A 23,237-nucleotide genomic window follows, 5' to 3' on the forward strand; every position below is an offset into this window, starting at 1 on the left:
AGGTTTTCTTTTTTGGCACACTCAAGGAATTGCAGCACGATCATTGGCGCCTTTCCTCTTTTTTTTCTTTACACTCTGTGGCGCTGTTTCAGTCTCTGCTGCGGATCTTTTCCCAAATTACCCTGCCATAAGGACCAACGTTGCCTTCTGGGAAAAGGTCTATTCGACCTATTCCATCAACTCCGCCATCATCCATGACCGTAACGATCTCTCCAAAGTCTATGAGGTTGTGCAGCTGATGGATCGAGAACTTCCAGCCGCATCCAGGGTCAACAAGGCCATGGTCACCATCACCACAGAAAAGTATGAGAGGATACTGCAAAACCTTGCAGCCGGCAAGGCCCCTTCAACACCCTCGGAGCAACGGGTTGCCCGAATGTTTAAAGGGAGCGGCAGCAGGCAGCGCATGGCACTTGCCGCCGAATCGATTCGATCACAGATTGGCCAGAAAGAACGATTTTACGAGGGGGTGGTCCGTTCCGGGCGATATATGAGCGGGATCAGGGCCATCTTCAAGGCCAGTGGACTTCCCTCAGAGCTTGCCTATCTTCCGCACGTTGAATCATCGTTTAACACAGAGGCCTACAGCAAGGCTGGTGCTTCCGGCATCTGGCAGTTTACTCTGGGCACCGGTAAGCAATATATGCGTATCGACGATGCTGTCGACGAACGCAGCGACCCATTTATCGCGGCCGAAGCCGCCGCCAGATACCTTCGGGATGGATACGAAAAGCTGGGTAGCTGGCCGCTGGCCCTCACCGCCTACAATTACGGCACCGCCGGAATTGTGCGCGCTCGTGAAGCTAAAGGCGGATACGAACGCATCTTTTTAGAATACCGCGAAGGCAATTTTGGCTTTGCCTCACAGAATTTTTACGCCGAATTCCTGGCTGCCATGCATGTCGCAAAAAAACTGGAGTCATCCCAGCAGGTCAGGCTCGAACGCCCCGTCCAGTTTGTCGAATACACACTGCCGGGCCACATCCACATCAATGAGGTCCGACGCCATTTTCGACTGTCCGACAACACTATCAAGCAGTACAACCCTGCTCTTCTTCCAGCAGTCTATAGTGGCAAAAAACTTTTGCCTAGCGGCTACCCGCTTCGACTACCGGCTGACAAGAATATCAGAAGCCTGGTGACAAACGTACCGAGATCATATTTTCGGAGCAGCCAGATTCGCGACAAATATCATCAGGTCAAGCCGGGAGAGACACTCACCCGAATCGCCGCCCGCCATGGCTTGAGCGTAAAAGTGCTGGCCGCCGCCAACGGTCTGCCACATAATGCAAAAATCCGTATTGGCCAAAAACTGCGTATTCCGCCACTAACATCCGCCAAAACATCATCGGTACGATCTCCCACCCTCGCCGCAACACAAAGTAAACAGGTGAAAAAATCTCCCCCGGGCAGCACCAAAGGTCCTCCTTCTGGAACGCCGCTCGTCCTCTCCGCCGAGACCAGCAAAATCGAACGAATAAGTGCTAACTAAGCCTCATCCTGTCCCACTGCTCCCCTCTCACATTAAGTTTCTGCCGCTCCGAAGCGCCCCTCATAACTGTCTTTATTTCGTTTTTTTTTCATAAAATTTGCATAATTTGCCAACAACACCTTCAACTGCAGGTAATTTCTGCTATAGTTGTCAAAACATCTCGTGACAGGCAGGCAAGCAACGTCCCGGTTGAGTTTGCCCAATAGTACTTCTGGGATGGTGTAAGACCATGAGCCACCCGTTCCGTTTTTGCGTGGATTAAGGTCATACCTGAATCTGTAACACGACCTCTGTTCGTTAGCTGATCACCAATTCTACCGCTACAAGGAGCAAGGAGTGCCATGTCTGCCGCCAACGAGTTGATCGCGAAATTCAGCGCTGTTCAGACCCTGCCCCACGTCGTCACCAAACTGTCAGGACTGATGGCCGACAGCAACACCACCATGAAAGAGTTCGAAGATGTCATAAAGATGGACCCTATTCTGGTGGCACGGCTCTTAAAACTGGTCAACAGTCCGTTCTATGGACTCCTCCACAAAGTCGACTCCATCGCCCGTGCTATCGCCTATCTCGGCATGAAAAACCTGCACACCATTGCGGTAACCCAAGCCTTGAAGACAATCTTCACCAATCAAAAGGATGGTGCCGTTTTTTCCCGGCAGAAACTCTGGCTACATTGCGCCGCAGTATCCATCTGCAGTAAAATGGTCGCCGAACGTATTTTCGGCATCAACGGCGATGATGCCTACCTCACAGGCATTCTCCATGATTTCGGTATAATCGTCGAAGACCAGGTCGATTCTGCAACCTTTCTCGAGGTGTGCAGGGATGCATCCTCCACCACCAGCATGCTGGAAAAGGAGAAGAAACTCTTTCAGACGGACCATTGTGAAATAGGCTTTATCTTGACCCATGACTGGAGCATGCCTGTGTTAATCCAGGAGGCGATCCGGGATCACCATAGTCAACTGGATGATGTCGATCCCCAGAGCCTCACCGGAATTCTGCAGATCGCAGAATACCTCACAGCGCAGCAGGGATATACCACCCTCCCTGACGTGACCACAGAGATTTCACCGGTGCTCATAGAGCATATTCAGGAAAATATCGACGAGTACACTGTTCTGCTGGAAGATTTTCCCGAAGAAATGGAAAAAGCAAAAGATCTTTACGAAGGTGAGGGGAATTGATGAACATACCGCCCACCGCCCTCGGTTCTTTGCCAGGGAATGAACAGGAACGTGAACGATTCAAATCCTTTCTCGAAGAGCGATTAAAAGGTCTCGCGATCATTTTTCTCGAAAACGCCAAAGAATATTCTCCCTCTGCTTTTCCCGACATTTTTCCCGCCGAACGTGTTGCGCACCTCTCAGCTATTATCAACGACGAAATGGCCCCGGATAAGGCGGTGACTTCCGACATTCCCGGATACTATCTCCTTCCCGTCCCCCGTCTGACGGCCACATGTCTGCTCTACCGAGACGATGCCGATGATGGCATGTTTATCCCGACACAACTTACCCTGTTAACTGAGCTGTTTTTTACTTCAACGGAGCTTGCCAAGACCAAAAAGAGACTTGAGATCCAGAAAACACAGTTCAACAGAAAGCTCTCCGCCCAGGACAGCCGTTATCAGGAGATGCTTGTAGAGATCCAGAAAAGTTATCAGATCATTCACGAACAGCAGGAAAATTATTCCAAAAAGCTACAGTCAGAGATCAGGGAACAGACCCGCGAGTTACGCAAATCCAAGGCGGAGGCGGAGGCTGCCAACCTTGCAAAAAGCCAGTTCCTGGCGGCAATGAGCCACGAGATCCGCACCCCGATGAACGGCATCATCGGTTTTACCGATATGCTGCTTACCAGCCAGCTCGATGAAGAACAGATCGACAGCGCCATGACCATCAAACGCAGCGGTGAAGCGCTTCTGGCCCTTATCAACGACATCCTCGACTTCTCAAAAGTCGAAGCAGGCCAGATGAGTCTCGAGGAGATTGATTTCGATCCTGAGATCACCGCATTTGACGTCTGCGAACTGATCAAGCCCCGTATAATGGATAAGTCCATTGAGATTCTCTGCCGCATCGGCGATACCGTGCCTGCCAACGTCAAGGGGGACCCCGGCCGTTTCCGCCAGGTGCTGATCAACTTAATGGGTAACGCCGCCAAGTTCACCGAAAAAGGCGAGATCGAACTGGGCATCGACGTTGATAGCGAAACCGAGACCGAAATCACCCTGCACTGCTGGATCCGGGACACCGGAATCGGCCTTGATTCCTCAAAATTTGATACCATCTTCGAAGAGTTCAAGCAGGCGGACGGCTCCACCACCAGGAAATATGGCGGCACCGGGTTGGGTCTTTCCATCAGTCGCAAAATCGTAGGGTTGATGCACGGCAAGATCTGGCTAGAGAGCCGCATCGGCCAGGGCACGACCTTTCATTTCACCGCAGTCCTTCCGAAATCCACCATTCTCCAGCGTCGCCCCACGCTGCCTCAAGAATTGAAGGGCAAGTTCATCCTGGTAGTTGATGACAATGAGGCCAACAATCAGATTTTGAAAAAGGCGCTTGAAGCAACCGGGGCTCGAGTCACCACCATGCTTGACTCCACAGTGGTCATTACCGAACTGCAGAAACAGGCACAACAGGGAAGTCCATACGACATTGCCATTCTTGATCTGCGGATGCCCTTGCTTTCCGGCTACGAACTGGCCAAACAGATCCGGCAGCTTGGTGGTCCGATGAACACCATTCCCCTTCTCGCCTACACCTCCTCCAATGAAAAGATTGCGGCGCTCTGCAAGGAAGCCGGTTTTACCGCCTTTCTCTCCAAGCCGTGCCGACCGCAAATTCTCTATAAAACCCTCTCGCGTGTGCTCTCCTCAGACCAGCAGCCCGATATACAAACAGAATCAACACGACTGGTCACCCAGTACTCGGTACGCGAGGAGCTGAAACAGTCTGTTCGACTACTGCTTGCCGAGGACAACCCTGTCAACCAGAAGCTCGCCAAGATCATGCTTACTAAAGCAGGCTACCAGGTAACGGTTGTGGCAAACGGCAGACTGGCAGTGGAAACGTACACCGCTTCCCCCGACACGTTCGATACCATCCTCATGGATGTACAGATGCCGGAAATGGACGGACTCGAAGCAACCCGTGAGATCCGCCGCCAGGGCTATAAGGACATACCGATTATTGCCATGACCGCCAACGCCATGAAAGGCGACCGCGAGATCTGCCTTGAGGCCGGCATGACCGATTACATATCCAAACCAATCAAGCGGGAACTGGTCTTCCAGGTCCTGGAAAAGTGGCTCTACAAGCACGAATCATAATTACGGCAACTCTAATGCACGCAATCCCAAAACAACTCAATCCTCTGCCCGGAAAACTGCTTCGCTGGGCCAACGATCCTGTGCCGGCCAATAACATTGTCTTTCGCCTCCTCCATGACCTGGTGCGCCTTCTGCTCATCACCTATCGGGAGATGAATAAGAACGAGCTGACCTTGCGCTCAGCCGCATTGACGTACACCATCCTCCTCTCCCTGGTGCCGGTGCTGGCAATGAGTACAGCGGTAGTAAAAGGTCTTGGCGGCAGCAATCAGCTGCGGGAAGTGGCCTACACCTATATCGCCACCCTTGAGGAAAGTGGTTCCCCGATGGACATGACGAACCAGCAGAGTGGTGTAACCGAATCTCCCGCAACTGCCGAGAAGCAGAAGCCCTCGGGCCTCACCGCCCACCTGCGTGGGGCGATCGATCAACTTTTCGATTATGTGGACAAGACCAACTTTGCCACTCTGGGTTCCTTTGGTGTGGCCGGTATTTTTGTGAGCGTAATTTTGGTCTTCGGCAACATTGAACTTGCCTTAAATGCTATCTGGAATGTGCAAAAGAGCCGCTCGATTATGCGAAAAATAGCTGATTACCTGATGCTGATCGTGCTTATGCCCATCTCCATCAATGTCGCGCTCGCGGCCGGAGCCTTTCTCACCAGCCCCACCCTGGCCTCGCACTTCCAGCTGCTGATACCGTTTGTCTGGCTCCAGACCCTGGTGCTGAAACTGGTACCGATCAGCGCTATCGCCCTCACTTTTTATGTCATTTATATTTTCTTTCCCAACACCAAAGTCCATACCATTCCAGCACTTTCGGGAGCGATATTTGCGGCGATCCTCTGGTTTGGCGTACAGAACACCTATATCCGGCTGCAGATCGGGGTCTCCAACTACAACGCCATTTACGGCTCATTCGCCACACTGCCACTCTTTCTGGTCTGGATGTATCTCGGCTGGCTGTTCGTTCTGGCAGGAGCGCAGGTGGCATATGCCTGCCAGAATTTGAAAAGTTACCGACTACTGCCCGTACCGGCCGAACCGGCCAGTCGGTTAAGTGCCGCAATGGATATCATGGAGAAAGTACAAATAGCCCATGCCCAAAGCCAACCGCTCACGAGGGAAGATTTGGAGAGCCTGCAGGAGGAGTATGGTAGCGTACTGGTGGAAGAGGTGACGGATGAGCTGGTGGCGGCGGAATTGCTGCACATCTCAAACTCCACCGGTTGCCTGCTGCCGGCCGGTCCAGCAGAAGTCCTCGGACACGGACCGGTCATCAAGGCAATTTTCGGTACGGAAACCCCAAACACCCCGGGCGGTGCCGCCACCAGGGAAGTCTTGTCACAGGCTATTCACTTATCGACAGGCGTGCAGACACAGGGAGGCCAGAAGTCGGGACCGGGCAATCTGCAGGAAGAACAGAGCTCCACATAAAATGTCGCCCCCTTCCCTTCAATCGATTCCATGGTGATTGTCCCGCCGTGGGCCTTCATGATCTGCTGACAAAAGAGCAACCCAAGCCCAGAACCGGTTTCACCACTGGTCCCTTTGGAGGTGGTTTTCACATCCGGCCTGAAAATATCCTTGAGGTATTTTTCAGGAATGCCCCTCCCTTCGTCTTTTACAATCAACCGGACCCTGGTATCGTCCGCCTCGCAGGAAACCTCAATTTTTCCAGAAATAAAGCTAAACTTTACCGCATTGGAAATGAGGTTATTAAGAACCACAAAATAGAGATATCTGTCGGCAAAGATCTCTGTTGCTGCCGGGATCTTGTTGGTCAAGTGCAGTTCCTTGACCTCAGCCAGATGGGCAAAATTTTCGAAAACTTCCCCAACCATCTCCGAAAGATCGAAAAAACAGGGTTCCGGCTTGATCTTACCGGTCTGAAGCCGGTCCATATCCAGCAGATTGTCGATCATCTTCAACATCCGCTGACCGTTATTGATAATATTTTCCAAAAATCTACGATGAACCTCATACTGAAAGCTCTCTTTTCGGAGAATACGCTTCAGCATTCCGAGGATTGAAACGAAGGGTGATTTCAAGTCATGAGCCACCAGAGCCACGAACCGGTTCTTGGTCGTCATGGCGTTCTCCGCCTGCTGTCTGGCCTCTTTGACAAAGCTCTGCAGCCGCTTCTGCTCAGTGATATCGAGAGCGATCTCCAACCGCACATACCTACCGGGTGTCCACTCCAGCACCTGGGCCTTTGCCGCATACCATTTTTTATTGAAATGATTCTGGTATTCGCGATAGAGCACACCGCCTGGCTTGCCATCCTTGTCAATAAGCCGGGAGTTATCGCAGAATGAGCCACCATCCCCATGACAGCGATGAATGAGCTCACGACAGCTGCGACCAGTGGGATCAAAACCAAATATTCTTTTCAGATAACTGTTGGCAAAAAGAATTTCATTGGTATGGATATCAGAGACACAGACAATACCGTCGAGGCTATCGAGAATTCTACTGACCAGCTCCGCTGAAATCATCTCTCGATCGGAAGCCGCTGCTCCCGGATGTACGTTTCCGGTATCGCCCATTACTTTCCGCCCTGTCTGCCAGCTGTTCCATAACCGACCGATCCTTCCCTTTTTTGCCCACCATTAAGAATAGCATAAAGAAAATTTGAATGTCCAATACTTGAAAACAAAGTCCCCGTTTCCTCCTGACATTCGTCGAGGAAGAAACGGGGACTTTTATCCAACCAATCGTGTTGTGGACTCTGGTTCTCAGGCCATTCTGCCTGGAATTGTCAGGGTAAACTCGGAGCCTTCACCCAGTCGGCTCGTCACATCAATACGGCCGTGATGGGTACCGGCAATGTGTTTGACTATGGCAAGACCGAGCCCTGTGCCGCCAAGCTCGCGAGACCGTGCCTTGTCACTGCGATAGAAACGCTCAAAGAGCCGGGGCAGATGCTCAGGCGAAATCCCGCAGCCGGTGTCTTTCACTGATATCCGCACCCTATTCTCTTGAGCGCCGTCAGGCACCTCGGCCCGAACAAGGACAGTGTCGCCTTCTTTACTGTATTTGATGGCGTTGACCAGCAGATTGACCACCGCCTGCTCGAGCAGCGTCTCGTTCATTATGGCCACAACGGCTTCAGGACAATCGAAGGCAAGCTTCACCCCACGCTGGTCCGCGTTGACCTGGCAAGTCTGCACCGCCGTCTCCAGTACACAGCATAAAGGCCCCTCTTCCATATGAACCGAGCCATCGTTTGACTCCTGCTCAATTCTTGAAAGTGCCAGCAGGTCGTCGATAATGGCATTCAAACGCTGGGACTGGCGGAGCACAATCTGCAGAAATCGAACCGCATCTTCCCGGTCATCGAGGGCACCGTCAAGCAGCGTCTCGACATAGCCACGGATGGAGGTGATCGGTGTCCGCAACTCATGGCTCACATTGGCCACAAAATCGCTGCGAATCCGCTCCAACCTGCGGAGCTTTGTCACATCATTCATGACAATCAGTACTCCGACACTTTCGCCCTTCCCGTCGTAAAGGGTGACCACATTGGTCTGCAGAAACCTGTCACCGCCCGGCTCTTTTAAGACAATCTCTTCTTCCACCGACTCCCGTGTGCCAAGAATTTTCTGAACCTGCTCCTGCAGATGCGAGTTCCGAACTATTTCCTGCACCACCTTGCCTAGTGCCGCCTCACGACTGACCCCCAGTAATTCTGCCGCTGCGGTGTTGATACTGATCACCCGTTCATCGCGGTCGATGGCGATTACCGCCTCCACCATACTGGAGAAAACGGTTTCCAGCTGATTACGATGGGTGACGATGGTCTTGATCTTTTCGTCAAGCATCTCTGCCATCTTATCCATTGACATGGCGAGGGCACTCACCTCACGAGATGAGGTTTTACCGAGACGGGGTGTCATACGCTGCTTGAAATCGCCCCGGGCGAATCGTTCGGCTGTCCTGGTCATCTCCTCAAGCGGACGACTGATATTTCTGGAAACAAAAAGAGCCAGGAGTGCTGCGCCAAAAGCAATGATAATACACCCCACGGCAACCTTGAACAGTAGCCCATGCATGGTCTCATCAAGCGAAGTGAGCGGCACCGACATCCTGATAACCGTGTTCACATCGACACCTTCACCATTCTTTGCCGCCAATTCTGCCTTGCTGTTGAGCGGCAGGGCAATATAGAGCATCTTCTGGTCCAGCGTCTTACTGTATCTGAGCGTTCGCCCACGCTCTCCCCTATAGGCGGCAAGGATCTCGGGCCGCTCGTGATGATTCTCCATCACATCGGGATTTTCATTCGAATCGGCGAGCACAACCCCTTCCCGGTCGATGATGGTGATCCGGGTTCCGGATTCACGGCCTGCCTCCTTACAGAATTCGCGGAGAGCAAAGATATTGCCCTGCTCAAGATAATCAGACACTCTCGATTTAATCAGGCTGGCTCGTGCTTCCAGGTCAAGTTCTGACTCTTTGAGAAAAAAGTCCTGGAAAACAATTGCGCCATACCAGGTTGCGGCAAGAATTACAACCGCCACCACGATAACAGTGGAAGGGTAAATCTGCCAGATAAGTTTTTGTGGTCTCATATTTCCTGACCCTCGTCCTGATCATCTGGGCTCTTAAAGCGATAGCCGATTCCACGTACGGTCTCGATCATCCCACCGGCATCTCCCAGCTTTTTCCTGAGCCCAAATATCTGCACATCAATGGCTCTCGGGGTTATGAGGAAATCGTAGCCCCGCACCGAATCTATAATCTGCTGGCGGGTAAAAACCCAGCCGGTTTTGCCGGCCAGGAGCGAGAGAATGCCGAATTCGGTGGCTGTCAGCTGAATCTCCTGATCATCCAACAGCACCTGATGTTTGCCCTTGTTGATGGTCAGATTCCCGACCATGATGATGGTGGGACGCCCGTCATCCGAATCCTCTTTCTTCGCCGCACTCCTCCGCAACACCGCCTTGATTCTGGCCATCAGCACCTTGGGACTGAACGGTTTGGTGATATAATCATCTGCCCCGCACTCAAGGCCGGTGATAACATCTTCCTCTTCCCCCTTGGCCGTCAGCATGATGATGGGAACGTGGCTGAATTCTTTTGCCCGTCCTTTTTTTATCTCAGTGCACACCTCGATACCGGAGAGGCCTGGCAGCATCAGATCGAGCAGGATGCAGTCAATAGTCTCCGACTTCAGCGACTGTAGTCCTTCTTCACCTGTATCGGCACAGGTAACATGAAAACCTGCCCGAATAAGATTGTAGCTCACCAGCTGCTGGATATCGGCCTCATCTTCAACGATTAATATATGTACTTTTCCCATTCTTCTCTTTTCCTTTGAGTTCAGTTGACAACGAGGTCACATGCAGTAGGGACGCAACTCCAGCCAGTTCATTCAGAATTTGGCAGACACAGAAACTGCGGCATCTGGCAGGAATGGGATTAACATTCTGTATTTTTTATCAGGCCGCAAGAGCAATCCAGAGGATTAACGCAATCCTAATGTTCTCTTAACCCACAAAAAACAATAGCCCCGTAATGTGTTGCTCGTCTGATGATGGATATGTAACACACACTATAAGGATCACGTTTTCAGGAATGAATATGCAACCATACTACACCTTTCATCATGAGCTGACCAAGCTTAGAAAAAAAATCATGCAACTCAGCACCATGGTGGAGGAACGGGTCCGCATGGCCACATCCGTTATCGCCAACCCGGATGATGAGATCATCCAGAAGATCCTGGTCACCGATTACGAAATCGACGACATGGAGGTGGAGATTGAGGAAGACTGCCTGAAGATCCTCGCCCTTCACCAGCCAGTTGCAAGTGATCTGCGGTTTATCATCACCGTAATCAAGATCAACAACGAAATCGAACGAATAGGTGACATGGCCGTCTCCATCGCCCTCAGGGTGAAAACAATCTCCGAGTGCCTCAACAGCTGTTATCCCAATGGCCAGGGCTGGATGTACGACTACAGCCGGATGTCAGAAAAGGTTATCACCATGCTGAAGATGAGTCTCGATGCCCTGGTAAATCGCGACGCTCAACTGGCACGAAAGGTCTTCCTGCTCGATGACGAGGTGGATACCATGATGAAGGATGCCTACGACAAGGTCCGGGAACGAATCAAGAAGCACCCTGAGCATCCCGGCTGCCTTATCAACATCTATCTGTTAGCCAGGCACCTGGAACGTATCGGCGATCGGTCAACCAACATCGCCGAGGATGTCATCCACCTGGTGGAAGGTATCATCGTCAGAGGTCAATAGCCCCGACAATCACGGCGTGAGACTACAAAGATCCCGATAACTATCTTAGAGAACACGATTACATCCCAATGCTCTATAACTACACCCTGCCATGCATCCTCATCCTCTCCGCAGCTGCATTTCTGCTGGGTAGATCGAAAGCACAGGCCATAACACGACACTCAGGACTCCGGTCACTGCATTCCCTTCCGACCCATTACGGAGTGCTCACCGCCATGGCATGCGCCATTCCGGCAATGATGGTCTTTGCCGTCTGGCAGATGGCAGAGTCCCCGGTCATCACCTCCATGATCGTCAAAAATCTGCCGGAAGAGGTGAGGCAGCTGGGAGCCAACGAGTTCACCCTGATTTTAAACGATATTCACAACTTTGTTGAAGGTAATATCGTTTCTGATTCAGTAAACCCGGCCATTCAGGCCGCCGCTGAACATTATGCAGAGCTACAGGCCGGTGCCCGGAACCTGGTGTTCAATCTGATCACCTTCACCATGCTGGTCACCACCGGCCTGGTCTACTTCTGGATTAAAGCTGAGCTGCGCGCCAGAAACCTGGTGGAGTCGGTAACCATGGTTTTTCTCATCGGCTGCTCAGTTGTAGCGATACTCACCACCATCGGCATCATCCTCTCGGTGCTCTTTGAAGCTATCCGTTTTTTTAAGGCTGTACCGCTCACTGATTTTCTCTTTGGTCTTGACTGGAGTCCGCAGACTGCAATGCGCGCGGACCAGGCAGGCTCGTCGGGAGCTTTTGGCGCCGTGCCGGTAATGGTCGGCACCTTTCTCATTTCGTTTATCGCCATGATGGTGGCCATCCCCATCGGACTTTTATCCGCCATATATTTAGCAGAATATGCCAATAGCAGCGTGCGTACCATTGCTAAGCCGATGCTGGAAATCCTGGCGGGTATTCCCACCGTTGTCTACGGCTTCTTCGCGGCTTTAAGTGTCGCACCCCTCATCCGCGATATCGGTCAATTTGCCGGCCTTTCCGTCTCTTCGGAAAGTGCACTCGCTGCGGGCCTTGTTATGGGCATCATGATTATTCCCTTTATCTCGTCGATCTCCGACGATGTGATCCACGCCGTTCCCCAGGCCCTGCGAGACGGTTCCTACGGACTTGGAGCCACCAAATTCGAGACCGTGAAAAACGTGGTTATCCCGGCTGCTCTGCCAGGCATTGTCGCCGGTGTTCTTCTTGCGGTATCCCGGGCAATCGGCGAGACGATGATTGTGGTCATGGCAGCAGGACTCTCCGCCAATCTTACCTTTAACCCATTAAAAGCAGTAACCACCGTTACCGTCCAGATAGTGACGCTGCTGGTGGGCGATCAGGAATTTGACAGCCCAAAAACCCTTGCCGCTTTCGCCTTGGGCCTGTTGCTCTTTGTTTTCACCCTGATCCTGAACTTCATAGCCCTCAGGGTTGTCCGTAAATACAGAGAACAGTACGACTGATCCCAGGATGACCTGGCGCGAATCAACGACAAAAACCAACTCCATTTACGATATTCGTCATGCAGAATACACCTCAACAATCCCCAATCACTCTCCGGATCAACGCCGGGTTAAAGAAACGCTACAATACTGAGAAGCGTTTCAAACGTATGGGCATATCTGCCATTGTAATTGCCATGACGTTTCTGGTGTTCCTGTTTGGCTCTATCATATCTAACGGTTACACGGCTTTTCAGCAGACCTACATCCAGCTTGATGTTTCGTTCGACCAGACGTTCTTTACCGGTGAGAATCTCGCTGCCGCCAATTTCCCTGGCCTGGTCAAGAAAACGCTCTATTCGATGTTTCCGGATGTCACCAGCAGAAATGATAAGAAGTTGCTCACGCAGCTTGTCAGCTCCAACGCAGCCTTCAGGCTGATGGGAATGGTCACCAAAGATCCGAAACTGATCGGCACTACTCAGAAAATATGGGTTCTGGCCGATGACGATGTCGACATGCTGATAAAAGGCCATTACGACCGCAATGTGGCGGAAAGCAACAGGCGCATCAACGACAAGCAGCTGGCCTGGATTGACGCACTTGCAGCCAATGGCAAAATTACCAAGAAATTCAATACGCAGTTCTTCACCTCTGGCGATTCCAGGGAACCTGAGCAGGCCGGTATATGGGGAGCAACCCGTGGGTCCATCTACACCCTGTTTATCGCCCTGGCTCTTTCGTTCCCCATCGGTGTGGCCGCAGCCATTTATCTGGAAGAGTTTGCGCCGAACAATGGGTGGACCGATCTCATCGAGATCAATATTAATAATCTTGCCGCTGTTCCGTCTATTATCTTCGGACTCTTGGGTCTTGCGATATTCATTAATTTCTGGGGCATGCCGCGATCGACCCCGCTGGTGGGCGGCCTGGTACTGACGCTTGTTACCCTGCCGACCATTATCATTGCCGGCCGGGCTGCCTTAAAATCGGTGCCGCCCTCGATCCGTGAAGCGGCACTCGGCATCGGCGCTTCGAAAATACAGATGGTTACTCACCATGTGCTGCCGCTGGCCATGCCCGGCATGCTGACAGGCACCATCATCGGTATGGCCCGGGCCCTGGGCGAAACAGCACCGTTGCTCATGATCGGCATGATCGCCTTTATTGTCGATATCCCCGGCAGCGTCACAGACCCGGCCACAGTACTTCCTGTCCAGATCTTTCTCTGGGCCGACAGTCCTGAACGAGCCTTTACCGAAAAAACCTCGGCGGCCATCATCATGCTTTTAGCATTTCTTATGCTGATGAATGGCCTGGCGGTCTATTTTCGCAATAAGTTTGAACGTAAATGGTAGTAGTTAAATCGGTTTGGCTGAAATAAGCAGCCATTTTCCAAGTAAAAAAGAACGTACAATTTCCAAGGAGAACAAACGAATGAAGATGAAAGCCCTCTTGCTCGCAAGTGCACTCACCGCCACCATGATCAGCAGCGCACCTGCCATGGCAGCCCGCGACTATATTTCCATAGTCGGTTCATCCACCGTTTACCCGTTTGCCACTGTGGTTGCAGAGCAATACGGTAAGTCCACCAGCTTCAAGACCCCGAAGATCGAGTCTACCGGATCGGGCGGCGGCTTCAAACTGTTCTGCAGCGGCGTTGGTGTTGAGTTCCCGGATATCACCAACGCTTCCCGCGCCATCAAGTCGTCCGAGGTTGAGACCTGTGCGAAGAATGGCGTGAAAGACATCGTTGAAGTCAAAATCGGTTATGATGGTATCGTTATCGCCAATGCCAAGCAGGGCGAGCCGCTGAAGCTCACCCGTCAGGAGATTTACCTGGCCCTAGCCAAAGAGGTACCGGACCCGAAAAATCCAGACAAACTGATTGCCAACCCGTATATCAACTGGAGCGACATTAATTCTTCGCTGCCGAACACCAAAATTGAGGTATTGGGTCCGCCTCCGACCTCCGGCACCCGCGACGCTTTTGTCGAACTGGTCATGGACGAAGGGGCAAAGTCTTTTGAGTTCATCAAAAAAATGGACAAGAAAGAGTTTGCCAGAGTAGCTCAGACCGTTCGTGAAGACGGAGCCTATGTTGAGGCCGGCGAGAACGACAACCTGATCGTGCAGAAGCTGCAAGCCAACCCGGCGGCTCTTGGCATCTTCGGTTTCTCTTTCCTCGACCAGAACTCCGACGTGATCCAGGGTTCCATCGTCGAAGAGCAAGCACCTACCTTTGAGAACATTGCCGACGGCAAATACTCGGTATCCCGTCCGCTCTTCTTCTACGTGAAGAAAGCTCACGTGGATGTTATCCCCGGGATCAAAGAGTACCTCGGCGAGTTTTCAAGCGAGAAAGCCTGGGGTGAAGAAGGTTACCTGGCCGACAAGGGCATGATCCCGATGCCTGAAGCCGAGCGTGCACAGTACGCTGAAGCCGTGAAAAATCTCAAGACCATGTAATATCAGTACCTCCACGACGGAGCCGTCTGCTCCGTCGTGGTTATTTCAAGAGACACAAAAAACAACACGAGACCGAAAAATGGACCTCACAGCCGATATGACAAACCAGCCCTTCCCGACCCAACTTTTTGGAGATGACGCAATTGACACCGCAGAGGAAAAGGCAAAGCCCTCCTCGAGACAAACCGTGGGAGACCCTTTTGTGGAGAATCCCCGCATGATCTGTCGGGATGTATATGTCTACTACGCGGAAAAATGTGCCATCAACAATGTCAGCATCGATGTTGGTCGCAATGAGGTACTCGCCATGATCGGCCCCTCCGGCTGTGGCAAGTCAACCTTTCTGCGCTGCCTCAACCGGATGAACGATACCGTCGGTACCTGCCGGGTTGAAGGCGATATCCGCCTGGATGACATGAATATCTATGATCCGAGCGTTGATGTGGTACCGCTCCGGGCCAGTGTTGGCATGGTTTTTCAAAAACCTAACCCCTTTCCGAAATCGATTTTTGATAATGTTGCCTACGGCCCGAAGATCCACGGTCTTGTCTCCAACAAAACTGAACTTGCTGAAATTGTCGAGACATCACTCACCAAAGCCGGTTTATGGAACGAAGTAAAAGACCGCTTGCATGAGCCGGGCACCGGACTTTCCGGCGGCCAGCAACAGCGCCTATGCATTGCACGAGCCATTGCGGTAAGCCCGGAAGTGATCCTGATGGATGAACCCTGCTCAGCTCTTGACCCCATCGCCACCGCCAAGGTTGAGGAGCTGATCGCTGAGCTGCGCGAGCAATTTTCCATTGTCATCGTCACCCATGCCATGCAGCAGGCCGCCCGCGTTTCTCAGCGCACCGCCTATTTTCATCTTGGAGATCTCATCGAGGTAGGCCCGACCGACAGGATTTTCACCAATCCCCGCCATCAACTGACCGAGGATTACATTACCGGCCGTTTTGGCTGATGTGCGATCCCACGACGCTGCCCACAGCCTGGACTGTCAAAACACACTACCGAAAATGAAAAACGCCCGCCTGTTATAAGACAGGTAGGGCGTTGTCTGTTTTCGCTCATGCTGGACTTTGGCAATCTTTTGTCAGAGCACTTTTTTCCAGGTCACGGCGATGCTGTTGCCACTGTCGATGATCTTTTGCAGCAGTTGCCTTTCCTGCTCGGTGAGAGTAGAGCTCTCATCATCGGCCAGCAGCTGGGCGTAGTTGATAATACCGTTTAACCGGTTGGCGGTTTCATTGACGGTTTCGGCAAGAAGTGCCTGTTCGAGCCCACCGTTTCCATCCTCACGCTGGATAGTATTGCTACCACTTGAAAGCGATTTCACCCCTTCGATTACCTCGTAAATCTCGCGGCTGACATCGGGGCCATAATCCACATCTTCGGCCAGCTTGCCTGCCGTTTGCAACTGCGTGGCAACCTTCAGCAGCGGCACCACCGTGTTCTTATAGAGTTTATTGAGGGAAAAACTGGCAAGACTGATAATGAGCCCCAAGGCTCCGATAATGACCATCTGAAAATTGAGAATCCGACCGCGGGCCTGACTACCGATGATCCGGTCATACTGGAGCAGGTGATCGGCAATGGCCCGCATCTGTTCTTGTAAGCTCTTGCTTTGACGTATATCTCCTTCACCGTGCATCAACCTGCGTACAGTGATGATAATCCCGGCCAGGTCAATTTTGTCAACTAAAGCGAGTTTAAATTCACTGGGAATTAGAGTGCTTTCCTGCAGCCGCACCAACTCCGAGTTCAGCTTCTCGATTTCGGGAATCACACTTTCCAGACGCTGCCACCGTTCATCAATGAGCGACTCGGTGATTGCCTCCCGGATGGTGGCAAAATGAAAGATAGCCTTCTCGCTTTGACTGATTATGGAATTATACTGGTCGGACAGCACATACTGACGGACTCCCAGCAGGATAATGAACGCCAGCAGGCAGCCAACCACCCCATATGCCGCCCAGACAAGCTTACGTAAAGAGTACATGATCGCTGATTATCTCAGTGAAGAAAATAATTGGGTTGGCTACCCTGTCGAGCAGCATTCGTTACAAGACAAGGGCCTTAGACCGTATTTGTTCCAGAAATTCGCACAACAGAGTAGTACCATAGACAAAATGACAATACCCCATGCAGCGAACTTCAGCAATGGAGACAGTTTCCTTTGGCAGGGCAAACGGCACATTCGGACTCTTCCTGTTTGGGACCGTACTTCTGGGCCTTCTTACTGAGTGAGCATCGATAGATGATATCAAACTCTTCCGCGTCAAGCGTCTCCACCTGGAGAAGAATCTGGGAGAGGACCTTTAAGAAGTATTTTTCCCGCTCTAGAATAGCCTCAGCCTGATTATAACAGGCAGTGAGTAACTGTTTTACTTCCTGATCGAGTTGGCTTGCTGTTTCATTGCTCACCGCCAGCCGATGGCCACCGCCTTCAAGAAATCCTCCATCCTCCACCGCATAAGCCTGGGGACCAAGAGATTCGCCCATACCCCACTGGCAGATCATATTGGTTGCGATCTCGGTGGCTTGCACCAGATCGTTGGCCGCCTGGGTGGTGCATTCGTGAAATACCATTTTTTCAGCAGCACGACCACCAAGCAGCATACTGATTTTGTTCATGAGGTAGCGTTTGCCGTAAGCGTAGCGATCGCCCAATGGCATCTGCTGGGTCTGGCCAAGCGCCCTCCCTCTTGGAATAATAGTAATCTTGTGGATCGGATCCGATTCAGGCAGCATCTTGGCGACGATCGCGTGACCGGCCTCATGAAAGGCCAGGATTTTTTTGTCCTGTTCTGTCAGGACCATGCCTTTTCGTTCAACACCCAGGAGAATTCGATCCCGAGCCTGATCAAACTGTACCCTGTTGATCTGGGGTAATCCTTTTCGGGCGGCTAAAAGTGCAGCCTCATTCACCAGGCTTGCCAACTCTGCCCCGGTGAAGCCTGAGGTTATCTGCGCGATATTCTTCAAATCGACATCTTCAGCCAGGGTCACTTTTTTGGCATGGGTCTTGAGGATCTCAATCCGCCCACGCACATCAGGGGGCAATATGGTGATCTGCCGGTCAAACCGCCCTGGTCTTCTGAGTGCCGGGTCGAGGATATCCGGCCGATTGGTGGCACCAAGCACTAATATCGAATCTGTGGTAGCAAAACCATCCATCTCTACTAACAGCGCATTCAGGGTCTGGCCCCTCTCGTCATTGCCGTCGCTGGCACCTGCAGAACGTATGGTTCCAACCGCATCGATCTCGTCAATAAAGACGATGCAGGGGGCATTGCGTTTTGCCTCCTGAAAAAGGTCTCTAACCCGCGAAGCACCCACACCAACAAACATTTCAACAAAATCAGAACCGCTGAACCGATAAAACGGCACCCCGGCTTCACCAGCGATAGCGCGGGCCAGCAGGGTCTTTCCAGTCCCGGGAGGCCCCTGCAGCAGCATTCCCCTGGGAATTGTTGCTCCTACGGAACGAAATCTCTCCGGATATTTAAGAAAGGTAACAACTTCTTCTAGCTCCTCACGCGCTTCCGGGATTCCCGCCACATCATCAAAGCGAATGGTATCAGACGAAGTGCCCGGCAGAATCAGCCGTTCACGAGCAAATTTCATATCGTCGCCACCGGTTTTGCGTCCGGAGATATAGATAACGAGAAGAAGGGAAAAGAGCAGGACAAGAACAACGACCCCTCCCTGGAAGTAGTAGAGGCTGTAATCGGGTGAAACGGTAATCTTTATCGTGTTGTTACTGACACGCTCAAGAAGTGATTGGGCATCAGGTACATATACCTGATAACGCTCTTTTTCTGTAGGTACAATCTTGACCAGGTTGCCAGTGATCGAAATTGATGCGATTTTATTACTGCTAATATCCTGCAGCAGAGAATTATATGATTTTTCCGGAAGTCGGTTTTCGAGGTGATAGGTCATCCCCACCAGCCCCAGGCCGGAGAGAACGAGAAACAGGATAAATAGATTTCTGACAAGCTGAGCCATCACTCTCCTCTATGTTTCCCCTAAAGCGTGGCACCAAGGAAAACATTACGTAATCACGGTAAAATACTATTCTATTGTCTGCCATAGGCATACAGAAGCCTGCTAACATTAGGCTTAAGCATTCGGCAAAAAATGCCGAACACGTTTTGTGACAATGTTCATTATCTTCTTATACAACAATGTAAAGCATGCATAAAGCGTTGTCTTGTTACACCTGAGGTTTTTCAGACGACCAGCCATCAGACACAAAAAAGGCAGGATGAAACATATCGCTTCATCCTGCCTTTCCATCTATTTCGAACGGCTCATCCCAGCTTAAGACTTCACCCCAAAAGCAAGAACGTAACTATTGCGGAACTTTTCAGCCTCCGGTTACGGCCTGAAACCATGAGGAAAGAAGTTCCGTTACGCCACCACTCGACATGATACCGCCAACAATACAAGCCAGACTCCACAGACCAACGATGGCGGCAAAAACACCAACTACAGCGATCGATACCTTCGAGACCTCTGTTGCGGCATCACTTTTTCCCTTGGTTACTGCCTGGTTTCTTTCCCGCGTTGCACTATTCGTTTTCATATATTCTCTCCTGTTAAGAAAAATTAAAGAGTCTCTCAGATACCAAAAACAGCATTGACCCAGGCCCCAGCCAGACCAAGCGGACCACCACTTGCCGCCAGGCCTCCCACCAGACTGGCCACAGCCCACAAACCAATGGCACAGGCCACAGAGCCAACCCCAACCAACCCCGCCCTATAGACCAGAACATCCGCCGGGCTTTCCGTCTTTCGTGCTGCAGCTGACCTGCTGATTGCTGTTCTCGTTTTCATCGTGTCCTCCCTTAATTGAGCACCTTTGCATTGCCACATTGTATGACTCTCATAAAGCAATGGTTGTGCCAGATAAGGATCTCTTTTTTTCTTTTTTACGACCCTGATGAGCGACAATATTATTTTAGTCAACATGTCGCATCGTTCCAGCATATACCTGCAGTAGGTGTTTCTTGTATTCGGCTTGAGAAACTCCAATTTCTCGCCTTTCTCCCTTATATTCCGTCCATCATCGCACATGCCACACTGTCGCACATATGTTGCATTTATGTGGCACTCTGTAGCACATCACATGTATTGCAACACTTTTGCAACACATTGACTGAGCAGATTCGGACAAAGAGAGAAGATGAAAGAACAACCCCGGTAGGAAACCCCTATCGCCAGGAGGGAACAAGAAGAAGTTGCAATTTGTTATGAGAAAAAATAGGAGGGGAGTTGATGTGGAACTATTACGATAACGAGTCAATAACTATTCGATAACGTTTTAGTTTACGATAGAGAGTGCTTCTGTCAATGCCAAGCATACGGGCAGCTCTTGCCTTATTGCCTCCGGCTCGACCGAGGGTCTTTAATAACTGTTCTTTTTCAGTATCAACATCATTTTCACCATATTCGACCACAGGACGGGTGGTCACAACCGCTGGGATATCATCCCGGACTGGCCGTTTCACAAGTTCCTGTGGAAGATGCTCGATCTGAATAGTTGACCCGGTACAAAGTACACAGCCCCGTTCGATAACGTGACTGAGTTCGCGCACATTACCTGGCCAGGAATAACCAGAGAGAATCTGCATTGACTGATCGGAAATTGAAGAAATATTGCGGCCAAGTTTTTCGGCATAACGTCGCAGAAAATGGTTAACAAGCAAAGGAATACATTCACGTCTTTCCCGAAGCGGCGGCAGGTGAATTTCAACCACCTTCAACCTGTAATAGAGATCTTCGCGAAACTGACCTGCCCGCACCTTTTCATGCAGATCAACGTTGGTGGCGGCAATAACCCTCACATCCACCTGAATAGGGGAATCCTGCCCAACCGGGGTAAACGTCTGCTCCTGAAGAAAACGTAAGAGCCGCAACTGCATCCTCGGTGAGATATCGCCAATCTCATCGAGGAAAAGGGTGCCATGATCCGCCTGGAACAACCGTCCAGGCCGGTCGCGATCTGCGCCGGTAAAGGCACCTTTCCTATGGCCAAATAGTTCGCTCTCTAACAGATCCTCAGGAACTGAAGCACAATCCACCTTCACCAGCGGCATGGTACGCCTCAGGCTTTCCAGGTGCAAGGCCTCTGCAGTAAGCTCCTTGCCGGTGCCCGATTCACCGGTGACGAGCACGGCAGTATCGACCTTGCCGACATTTTCAATCAGTCGGTACAAGCCCTGCATGATACGGCTTGTGCCGATAAAACCGTGAAAGCTTGTTCGTTCTCCTTCCTGCACCTCAACTGGTACACCCATGGTAATATCGCGCAGCACCAGCACGGCACCGCTCAGTTCCTCGATTTCATCACGCAGTGGTGCAGCGGTAAGACTGACCATACGCTTCTCACCGTTGTTGTTGTGACATTCAACCTGGTGTTCCCGCACGGTCTGCCCATCACGAATCACTTTACCTGCATCCTGCAGACAGGCGGAGGCCATCTCCCCGGGAAGTTGCTTAAGGCTCGTCACCGGAGCTTTTTCGATCTCAGAGAACCAGCGTCTCGCCGTTTCATTAAGCTGGACAATATTGAGTTCCTCATCAACCGTGACTATAGCATCTGAAACCGAACTGAAAACAACTTCGAGATAACGCCTATATTTCTCATTTTCCTGCTGCAGGGAGCGCTTTTCCCTTTCAAGGTCCCAATGCTTCAGCGCCTGTCGAACAAAGCGCAGCAGTGTTTCCTTATTTACAGGCTTGGCTATGTAGTCAAATGCGCCATAGCGAACGGCCTCCGCAGCGGTATTGAGATTGGGAAAACCGGTGATCATCACCACTGGGCATTCCTGACCTTTACTCCGTACATATTTCAAGAGTTCGGTACCAGAAGAGTTGGCGAGCACGATATCGCTGATGACCAGATCGAAGTTCTCTTTCTCTACAGCCTTCAGCGCCTCGTCAAGTGTGGCTGCGGTGGTAATAAACCCATACCCTTCCCTTCGCAAAAACATCTCGAAGGTGAAACGGATGCTTTCTTCATCATCAACGATCAGTATGTGAATATCGCTGTGCGACTCGCTCATCCGTGCTCCGTTGCAGGTATTTCAACTATCATATCTGTGTATTGATTGAGCATCGAATCTACCCTCAGGATGCCCTTGTGACCAGATATTATACCATAACTGATACTTAAACCGAGTCCAGATCCTTTTCCTGCAGGTTTTGATGTAAAAAAAGGCTCGAACATCTTGTCGAGAATGCCCTGGGGAATACCCGTTCCGTAATCGCGTATCGTCAAACGATAATAGTCACGTCCCTCAATCAACGCCGGCTCCGTGTTGATTTCAATCACCTTGTCAGCTGCTGGTTCACGATACCGTTCATTTAAGGCATAGCGGCTGTTACTGATGAGATTGATCACCACCTGCTGCAACTCGGAAAAATTGCCAACGATAAGACACGATGGCTCGTGATAGTGCGTAACGAGGTTGATACCGTCACGGTTCAGTTGATGCTCCACAAGAAAAATACACTCCCGCACCACTTCATTGAGATCAACCAGGTTGCGCTCGTTATCACGCTCGCGGGCAAAAGAGAGCAGATTATATATAATTGAGGCGATCCGCTCACCCTCCTGGACAATCTTTTCAAGAAGTGCAGCCTCTTCTGTGCCACGTTTGCAGTCATCAAGCAGCAACTGGGCAAAATTTATGATCCCATTGATAGGATTATTTACCTCGTGAGCTACACCGGCAGCCAGCTCGCCGATAGCCGCCAACTGAGCAGTACGAATGGAATCGACCTTACGCACCTCATCTTTCGTAAGGGGCCGTGCCACCAGCAGGATCTGCTGCTCTTCATTTTCCTTACTCTTGGGTACCGGGGCAATGGTAAGGGAGTAGTTCCCGCCAAGACCAGGCAAGCGTGTGTCCTCGACCCTTGGCATGCTGGTGAGGAGAAACTCCTCAAGCGGGCAGAGAATATGCGGCCAGCGCCCTCCATGGATAACTTCACAGACACCACGACCAACTACATCATTTCGAGTTTTTCCGGCTGCCTTCAAGAGTGCACTGTTTACCTCGAGAATGATACCCTGTGGCGTCACCAGCAACACCGGATCCATCAGAGCGTAAAATAGCTCGATACCAGCATTCGCAGGAATATTTCGAGAAAGAGGTTCAGAATCGGTTATACCGATTGTATCTCTCGGTAATGGACAATCAGTTTTCATTCCTCTCGGTGGCCCTCCA

17 protein-coding genes and 1 pseudogene are annotated in these 23,237 nt (G+C 51.3%); 9 read left to right on the forward strand and 9 right to left on the reverse strand.

Annotated elements, in window-relative coordinates; all coding sequences use genetic code 11:
- Window positions 1-43: 43 nt before the first annotated feature.
- The 4 genes from BUF15_RS04060 (at window position 44) to BUF15_RS04075 (ending at window position 6,268) form a co-directional block, all read left to right on the forward strand.
- The gene (locus tag BUF15_RS04060) at window positions 44-1,492 is read left to right on the forward strand and encodes a lytic transglycosylase domain-containing protein (protein WP_159441218.1); all 1,449 of its coding nucleotides are present in this window, start codon (window positions 44-46) and stop codon (window positions 1,490-1,492) included.
- A 341-nt stretch (window positions 1,493-1,833) separates the two neighbouring features.
- Entirely contained in the window at window positions 1,834-2,682 is an 849-nt protein-coding gene (locus BUF15_RS04065; protein ID WP_073612176.1) for an HDOD domain-containing protein, read from the forward strand.
- Window positions 2,682-4,832, forward strand: coding sequence for a response regulator (locus BUF15_RS04070; RefSeq protein ID WP_073612177.1), 2,151 nt, complete (start codon window positions 2,682-2,684; stop codon window positions 4,830-4,832). Before BUF15_RS04065 ends, BUF15_RS04070 begins: the two co-directional genes overlap by 1 nt.
- 14 nt (window positions 4,833-4,846) lie before the next feature.
- Complete coding sequence (locus BUF15_RS04075; protein ID WP_073612178.1) at window positions 4,847-6,268, forward strand: YihY/virulence factor BrkB family protein; 1,422 nt, start codon at window positions 4,847-4,849, stop codon at window positions 6,266-6,268.
- Here the strand turns inward: BUF15_RS04075 and BUF15_RS04080 are convergent.
- The 3 genes from BUF15_RS04080 to BUF15_RS04090 form a co-directional block, all read right to left on the reverse strand.
- Window positions 6,187-7,380, reverse strand: coding sequence for a PAS domain-containing sensor histidine kinase (locus tag BUF15_RS04080; protein WP_073612179.1), 1,194 nt, complete (start codon window positions 7,378-7,380; stop codon window positions 6,187-6,189). The genes BUF15_RS04075 and BUF15_RS04080 overlap by 82 nt on opposite strands.
- A gap of 189 nt (window positions 7,381-7,569) precedes the next feature.
- On the reverse strand, window positions 7,570-9,405 hold the full coding sequence (pnpS, locus tag BUF15_RS04085) for a two-component system histidine kinase PnpS (protein WP_073612180.1): 1,836 nt from the start codon (window positions 9,403-9,405) through the stop codon (window positions 7,570-7,572).
- Window positions 9,402-10,136 carry a response regulator transcription factor gene (locus BUF15_RS04090; protein ID WP_073612181.1) on the reverse strand — a complete coding sequence of 245 codons (735 nt, stop codon included), beginning with the start codon at window positions 10,134-10,136 and terminating at the stop codon, window positions 9,402-9,404. Before BUF15_RS04090 ends, pnpS begins: the two co-directional genes overlap by 4 nt.
- 281 nt (window positions 10,137-10,417) lie before the next feature.
- On the opposite strand from BUF15_RS04090, the gene phoU reads away from it, so the two are divergent.
- The 5 genes and pseudogenes from phoU to pstB all read left to right on the forward strand — a co-directional run.
- The gene (phoU, locus tag BUF15_RS04095) at window positions 10,418-11,092 is read left to right on the forward strand and encodes a phosphate signaling complex protein PhoU (RefSeq protein WP_073612182.1); all 675 of its coding nucleotides are present in this window, start codon (window positions 10,418-10,420) and stop codon (window positions 11,090-11,092) included.
- A gap of 68 nt (window positions 11,093-11,160) precedes the next feature.
- Window positions 11,161-12,546 (forward strand): phosphate ABC transporter permease subunit PstC, encoded by a 1,386-nt coding sequence (gene pstC, locus BUF15_RS04100; protein ID WP_073612183.1) that lies wholly within the window; start codon window positions 11,161-11,163, stop codon window positions 12,544-12,546.
- A gap of 59 nt (window positions 12,547-12,605) precedes the next feature.
- Window positions 12,606-13,883, forward strand: a complete 1,278-nt coding sequence (gene pstA, locus BUF15_RS04105) for a phosphate ABC transporter permease PstA (protein ID WP_073612184.1) — start codon at window positions 12,606-12,608, stop codon at window positions 13,881-13,883.
- Between the two features lie 85 nt (window positions 13,884-13,968).
- Window positions 13,969-14,994 (forward strand): substrate-binding domain-containing protein, encoded by a 1,026-nt coding sequence (locus tag BUF15_RS04110; protein WP_073612368.1) that lies wholly within the window; start codon window positions 13,969-13,971, stop codon window positions 14,992-14,994.
- Between the two features lie 229 nt (window positions 14,995-15,223).
- Window positions 15,224-15,958: pseudogene (gene pstB, locus BUF15_RS04115) on the forward strand (phosphate ABC transporter ATP-binding protein PstB); the annotation flags it as partial.
- A 132-nt stretch (window positions 15,959-16,090) separates the two neighbouring features.
- Here pstB and BUF15_RS04120 read toward each other — a convergent pair.
- From BUF15_RS04120 to BUF15_RS04145, 6 genes are all read right to left on the reverse strand, one after another.
- Window positions 16,091-16,996 (reverse strand): hypothetical protein, encoded by a 906-nt coding sequence (locus BUF15_RS04120; RefSeq protein ID WP_073612185.1) that lies wholly within the window; start codon window positions 16,994-16,996, stop codon window positions 16,091-16,093.
- A gap of 155 nt (window positions 16,997-17,151) precedes the next feature.
- Window positions 17,152-19,008, reverse strand: a complete 1,857-nt coding sequence (gene ftsH / locus BUF15_RS04125; protein ID WP_073612186.1) for an ATP-dependent zinc metalloprotease FtsH — start codon at window positions 19,006-19,008, stop codon at window positions 17,152-17,154.
- A 361-nt stretch (window positions 19,009-19,369) separates the two neighbouring features.
- Window positions 19,370-19,588 (reverse strand): hypothetical protein, encoded by a 219-nt coding sequence (locus BUF15_RS04130; RefSeq protein ID WP_073612187.1) that lies wholly within the window; start codon window positions 19,586-19,588, stop codon window positions 19,370-19,372.
- 35 nt (window positions 19,589-19,623) lie between these two features.
- Window positions 19,624-19,839: a hypothetical protein gene (locus BUF15_RS04135; protein WP_073612188.1), complete on the reverse strand. Its 216-nt coding sequence runs from the start codon at window positions 19,837-19,839 to the stop codon at window positions 19,624-19,626.
- A 452-nt stretch (window positions 19,840-20,291) separates the two neighbouring features.
- Entirely contained in the window at window positions 20,292-22,070 is a 1,779-nt protein-coding gene (locus BUF15_RS04140; RefSeq protein ID WP_073612189.1) for a sigma-54 dependent transcriptional regulator, read from the reverse strand.
- On the reverse strand, window positions 22,067-23,218 hold the full coding sequence (locus BUF15_RS04145) for a PAS domain-containing sensor histidine kinase (RefSeq protein ID WP_073612190.1): 1,152 nt from the start codon (window positions 23,216-23,218) through the stop codon (window positions 22,067-22,069). Before BUF15_RS04145 ends, BUF15_RS04140 begins: the two co-directional genes overlap by 4 nt.
- Window positions 23,219-23,237 lie beyond the last annotated feature (19 nt).

The organism is Desulfopila aestuarii DSM 18488, from assembly GCF_900143695.1.
Lineage (GTDB): Bacteria > Desulfobacterota > Desulfobulbia > Desulfobulbales > Desulfocapsaceae > Desulfopila > Desulfopila aestuarii.

Excerpts from the sequence above, each read along its gene's own strand:
- BUF15_RS04075 (WP_073612178.1), top strand. The coding sequence starts at position 4,847 with ATGCACGCAATCCCAAAACAACTCAATCCTCTGCCCGGAAAACTGCTT.
- BUF15_RS04110 (WP_073612368.1), top strand. The coding sequence starts at position 13,969 with ATGAAAGCCCTCTTGCTCGCAAGTGCACTCACCGCCACCATGATCAGC.
- BUF15_RS04080 (WP_073612179.1), bottom strand. The coding sequence starts at position 7,380 with ATGGGCGATACCGGAAACGTACATCCGGGAGCAGCGGCTTCCGATCGA.
- BUF15_RS04090 (WP_073612181.1), bottom strand. The coding sequence starts at position 10,136 with ATGGGAAAAGTACATATATTAATCGTTGAAGATGAGGCCGATATCCAG.
- pstA (WP_073612184.1), top strand. The coding sequence starts at position 12,606 with ATGCAGAATACACCTCAACAATCCCCAATCACTCTCCGGATCAACGCC.
- pnpS (WP_073612180.1), bottom strand. The coding sequence starts at position 9,405 with ATGAGACCACAAAAACTTATCTGGCAGATTTACCCTTCCACTGTTATC.
- pstC (WP_073612183.1), top strand. The coding sequence starts at position 11,161 with ATGCTCTATAACTACACCCTGCCATGCATCCTCATCCTCTCCGCAGCT.
- BUF15_RS04135 (WP_073612188.1), bottom strand. The coding sequence starts at position 19,839 with ATGAAAACGAGAACAGCAATCAGCAGGTCAGCTGCAGCACGAAAGACG.
- ftsH (WP_073612186.1), bottom strand. The coding sequence starts at position 19,008 with ATGGCTCAGCTTGTCAGAAATCTATTTATCCTGTTTCTCGTTCTCTCC.
- BUF15_RS04120 (WP_073612185.1), bottom strand. The coding sequence starts at position 16,996 with ATGTACTCTTTACGTAAGCTTGTCTGGGCGGCATATGGGGTGGTTGGC.
- BUF15_RS04065 (WP_073612176.1), top strand. The coding sequence starts at position 1,834 with ATGTCTGCCGCCAACGAGTTGATCGCGAAATTCAGCGCTGTTCAGACC.
- BUF15_RS04130 (WP_073612187.1), bottom strand. The coding sequence starts at position 19,588 with ATGAAAACGAATAGTGCAACGCGGGAAAGAAACCAGGCAGTAACCAAG.
- BUF15_RS04070 (WP_073612177.1), top strand. The coding sequence starts at position 2,682 with ATGAACATACCGCCCACCGCCCTCGGTTCTTTGCCAGGGAATGAACAG.
- phoU (WP_073612182.1), top strand. The coding sequence starts at position 10,418 with ATGCAACCATACTACACCTTTCATCATGAGCTGACCAAGCTTAGAAAA.
- BUF15_RS04140 (WP_073612189.1), bottom strand. The coding sequence starts at position 22,070 with ATGAGCGAGTCGCACAGCGATATTCACATACTGATCGTTGATGATGAA.
- BUF15_RS04145 (WP_073612190.1), bottom strand. The coding sequence starts at position 23,218 with ATGAAAACTGATTGTCCATTACCGAGAGATACAATCGGTATAACCGAT.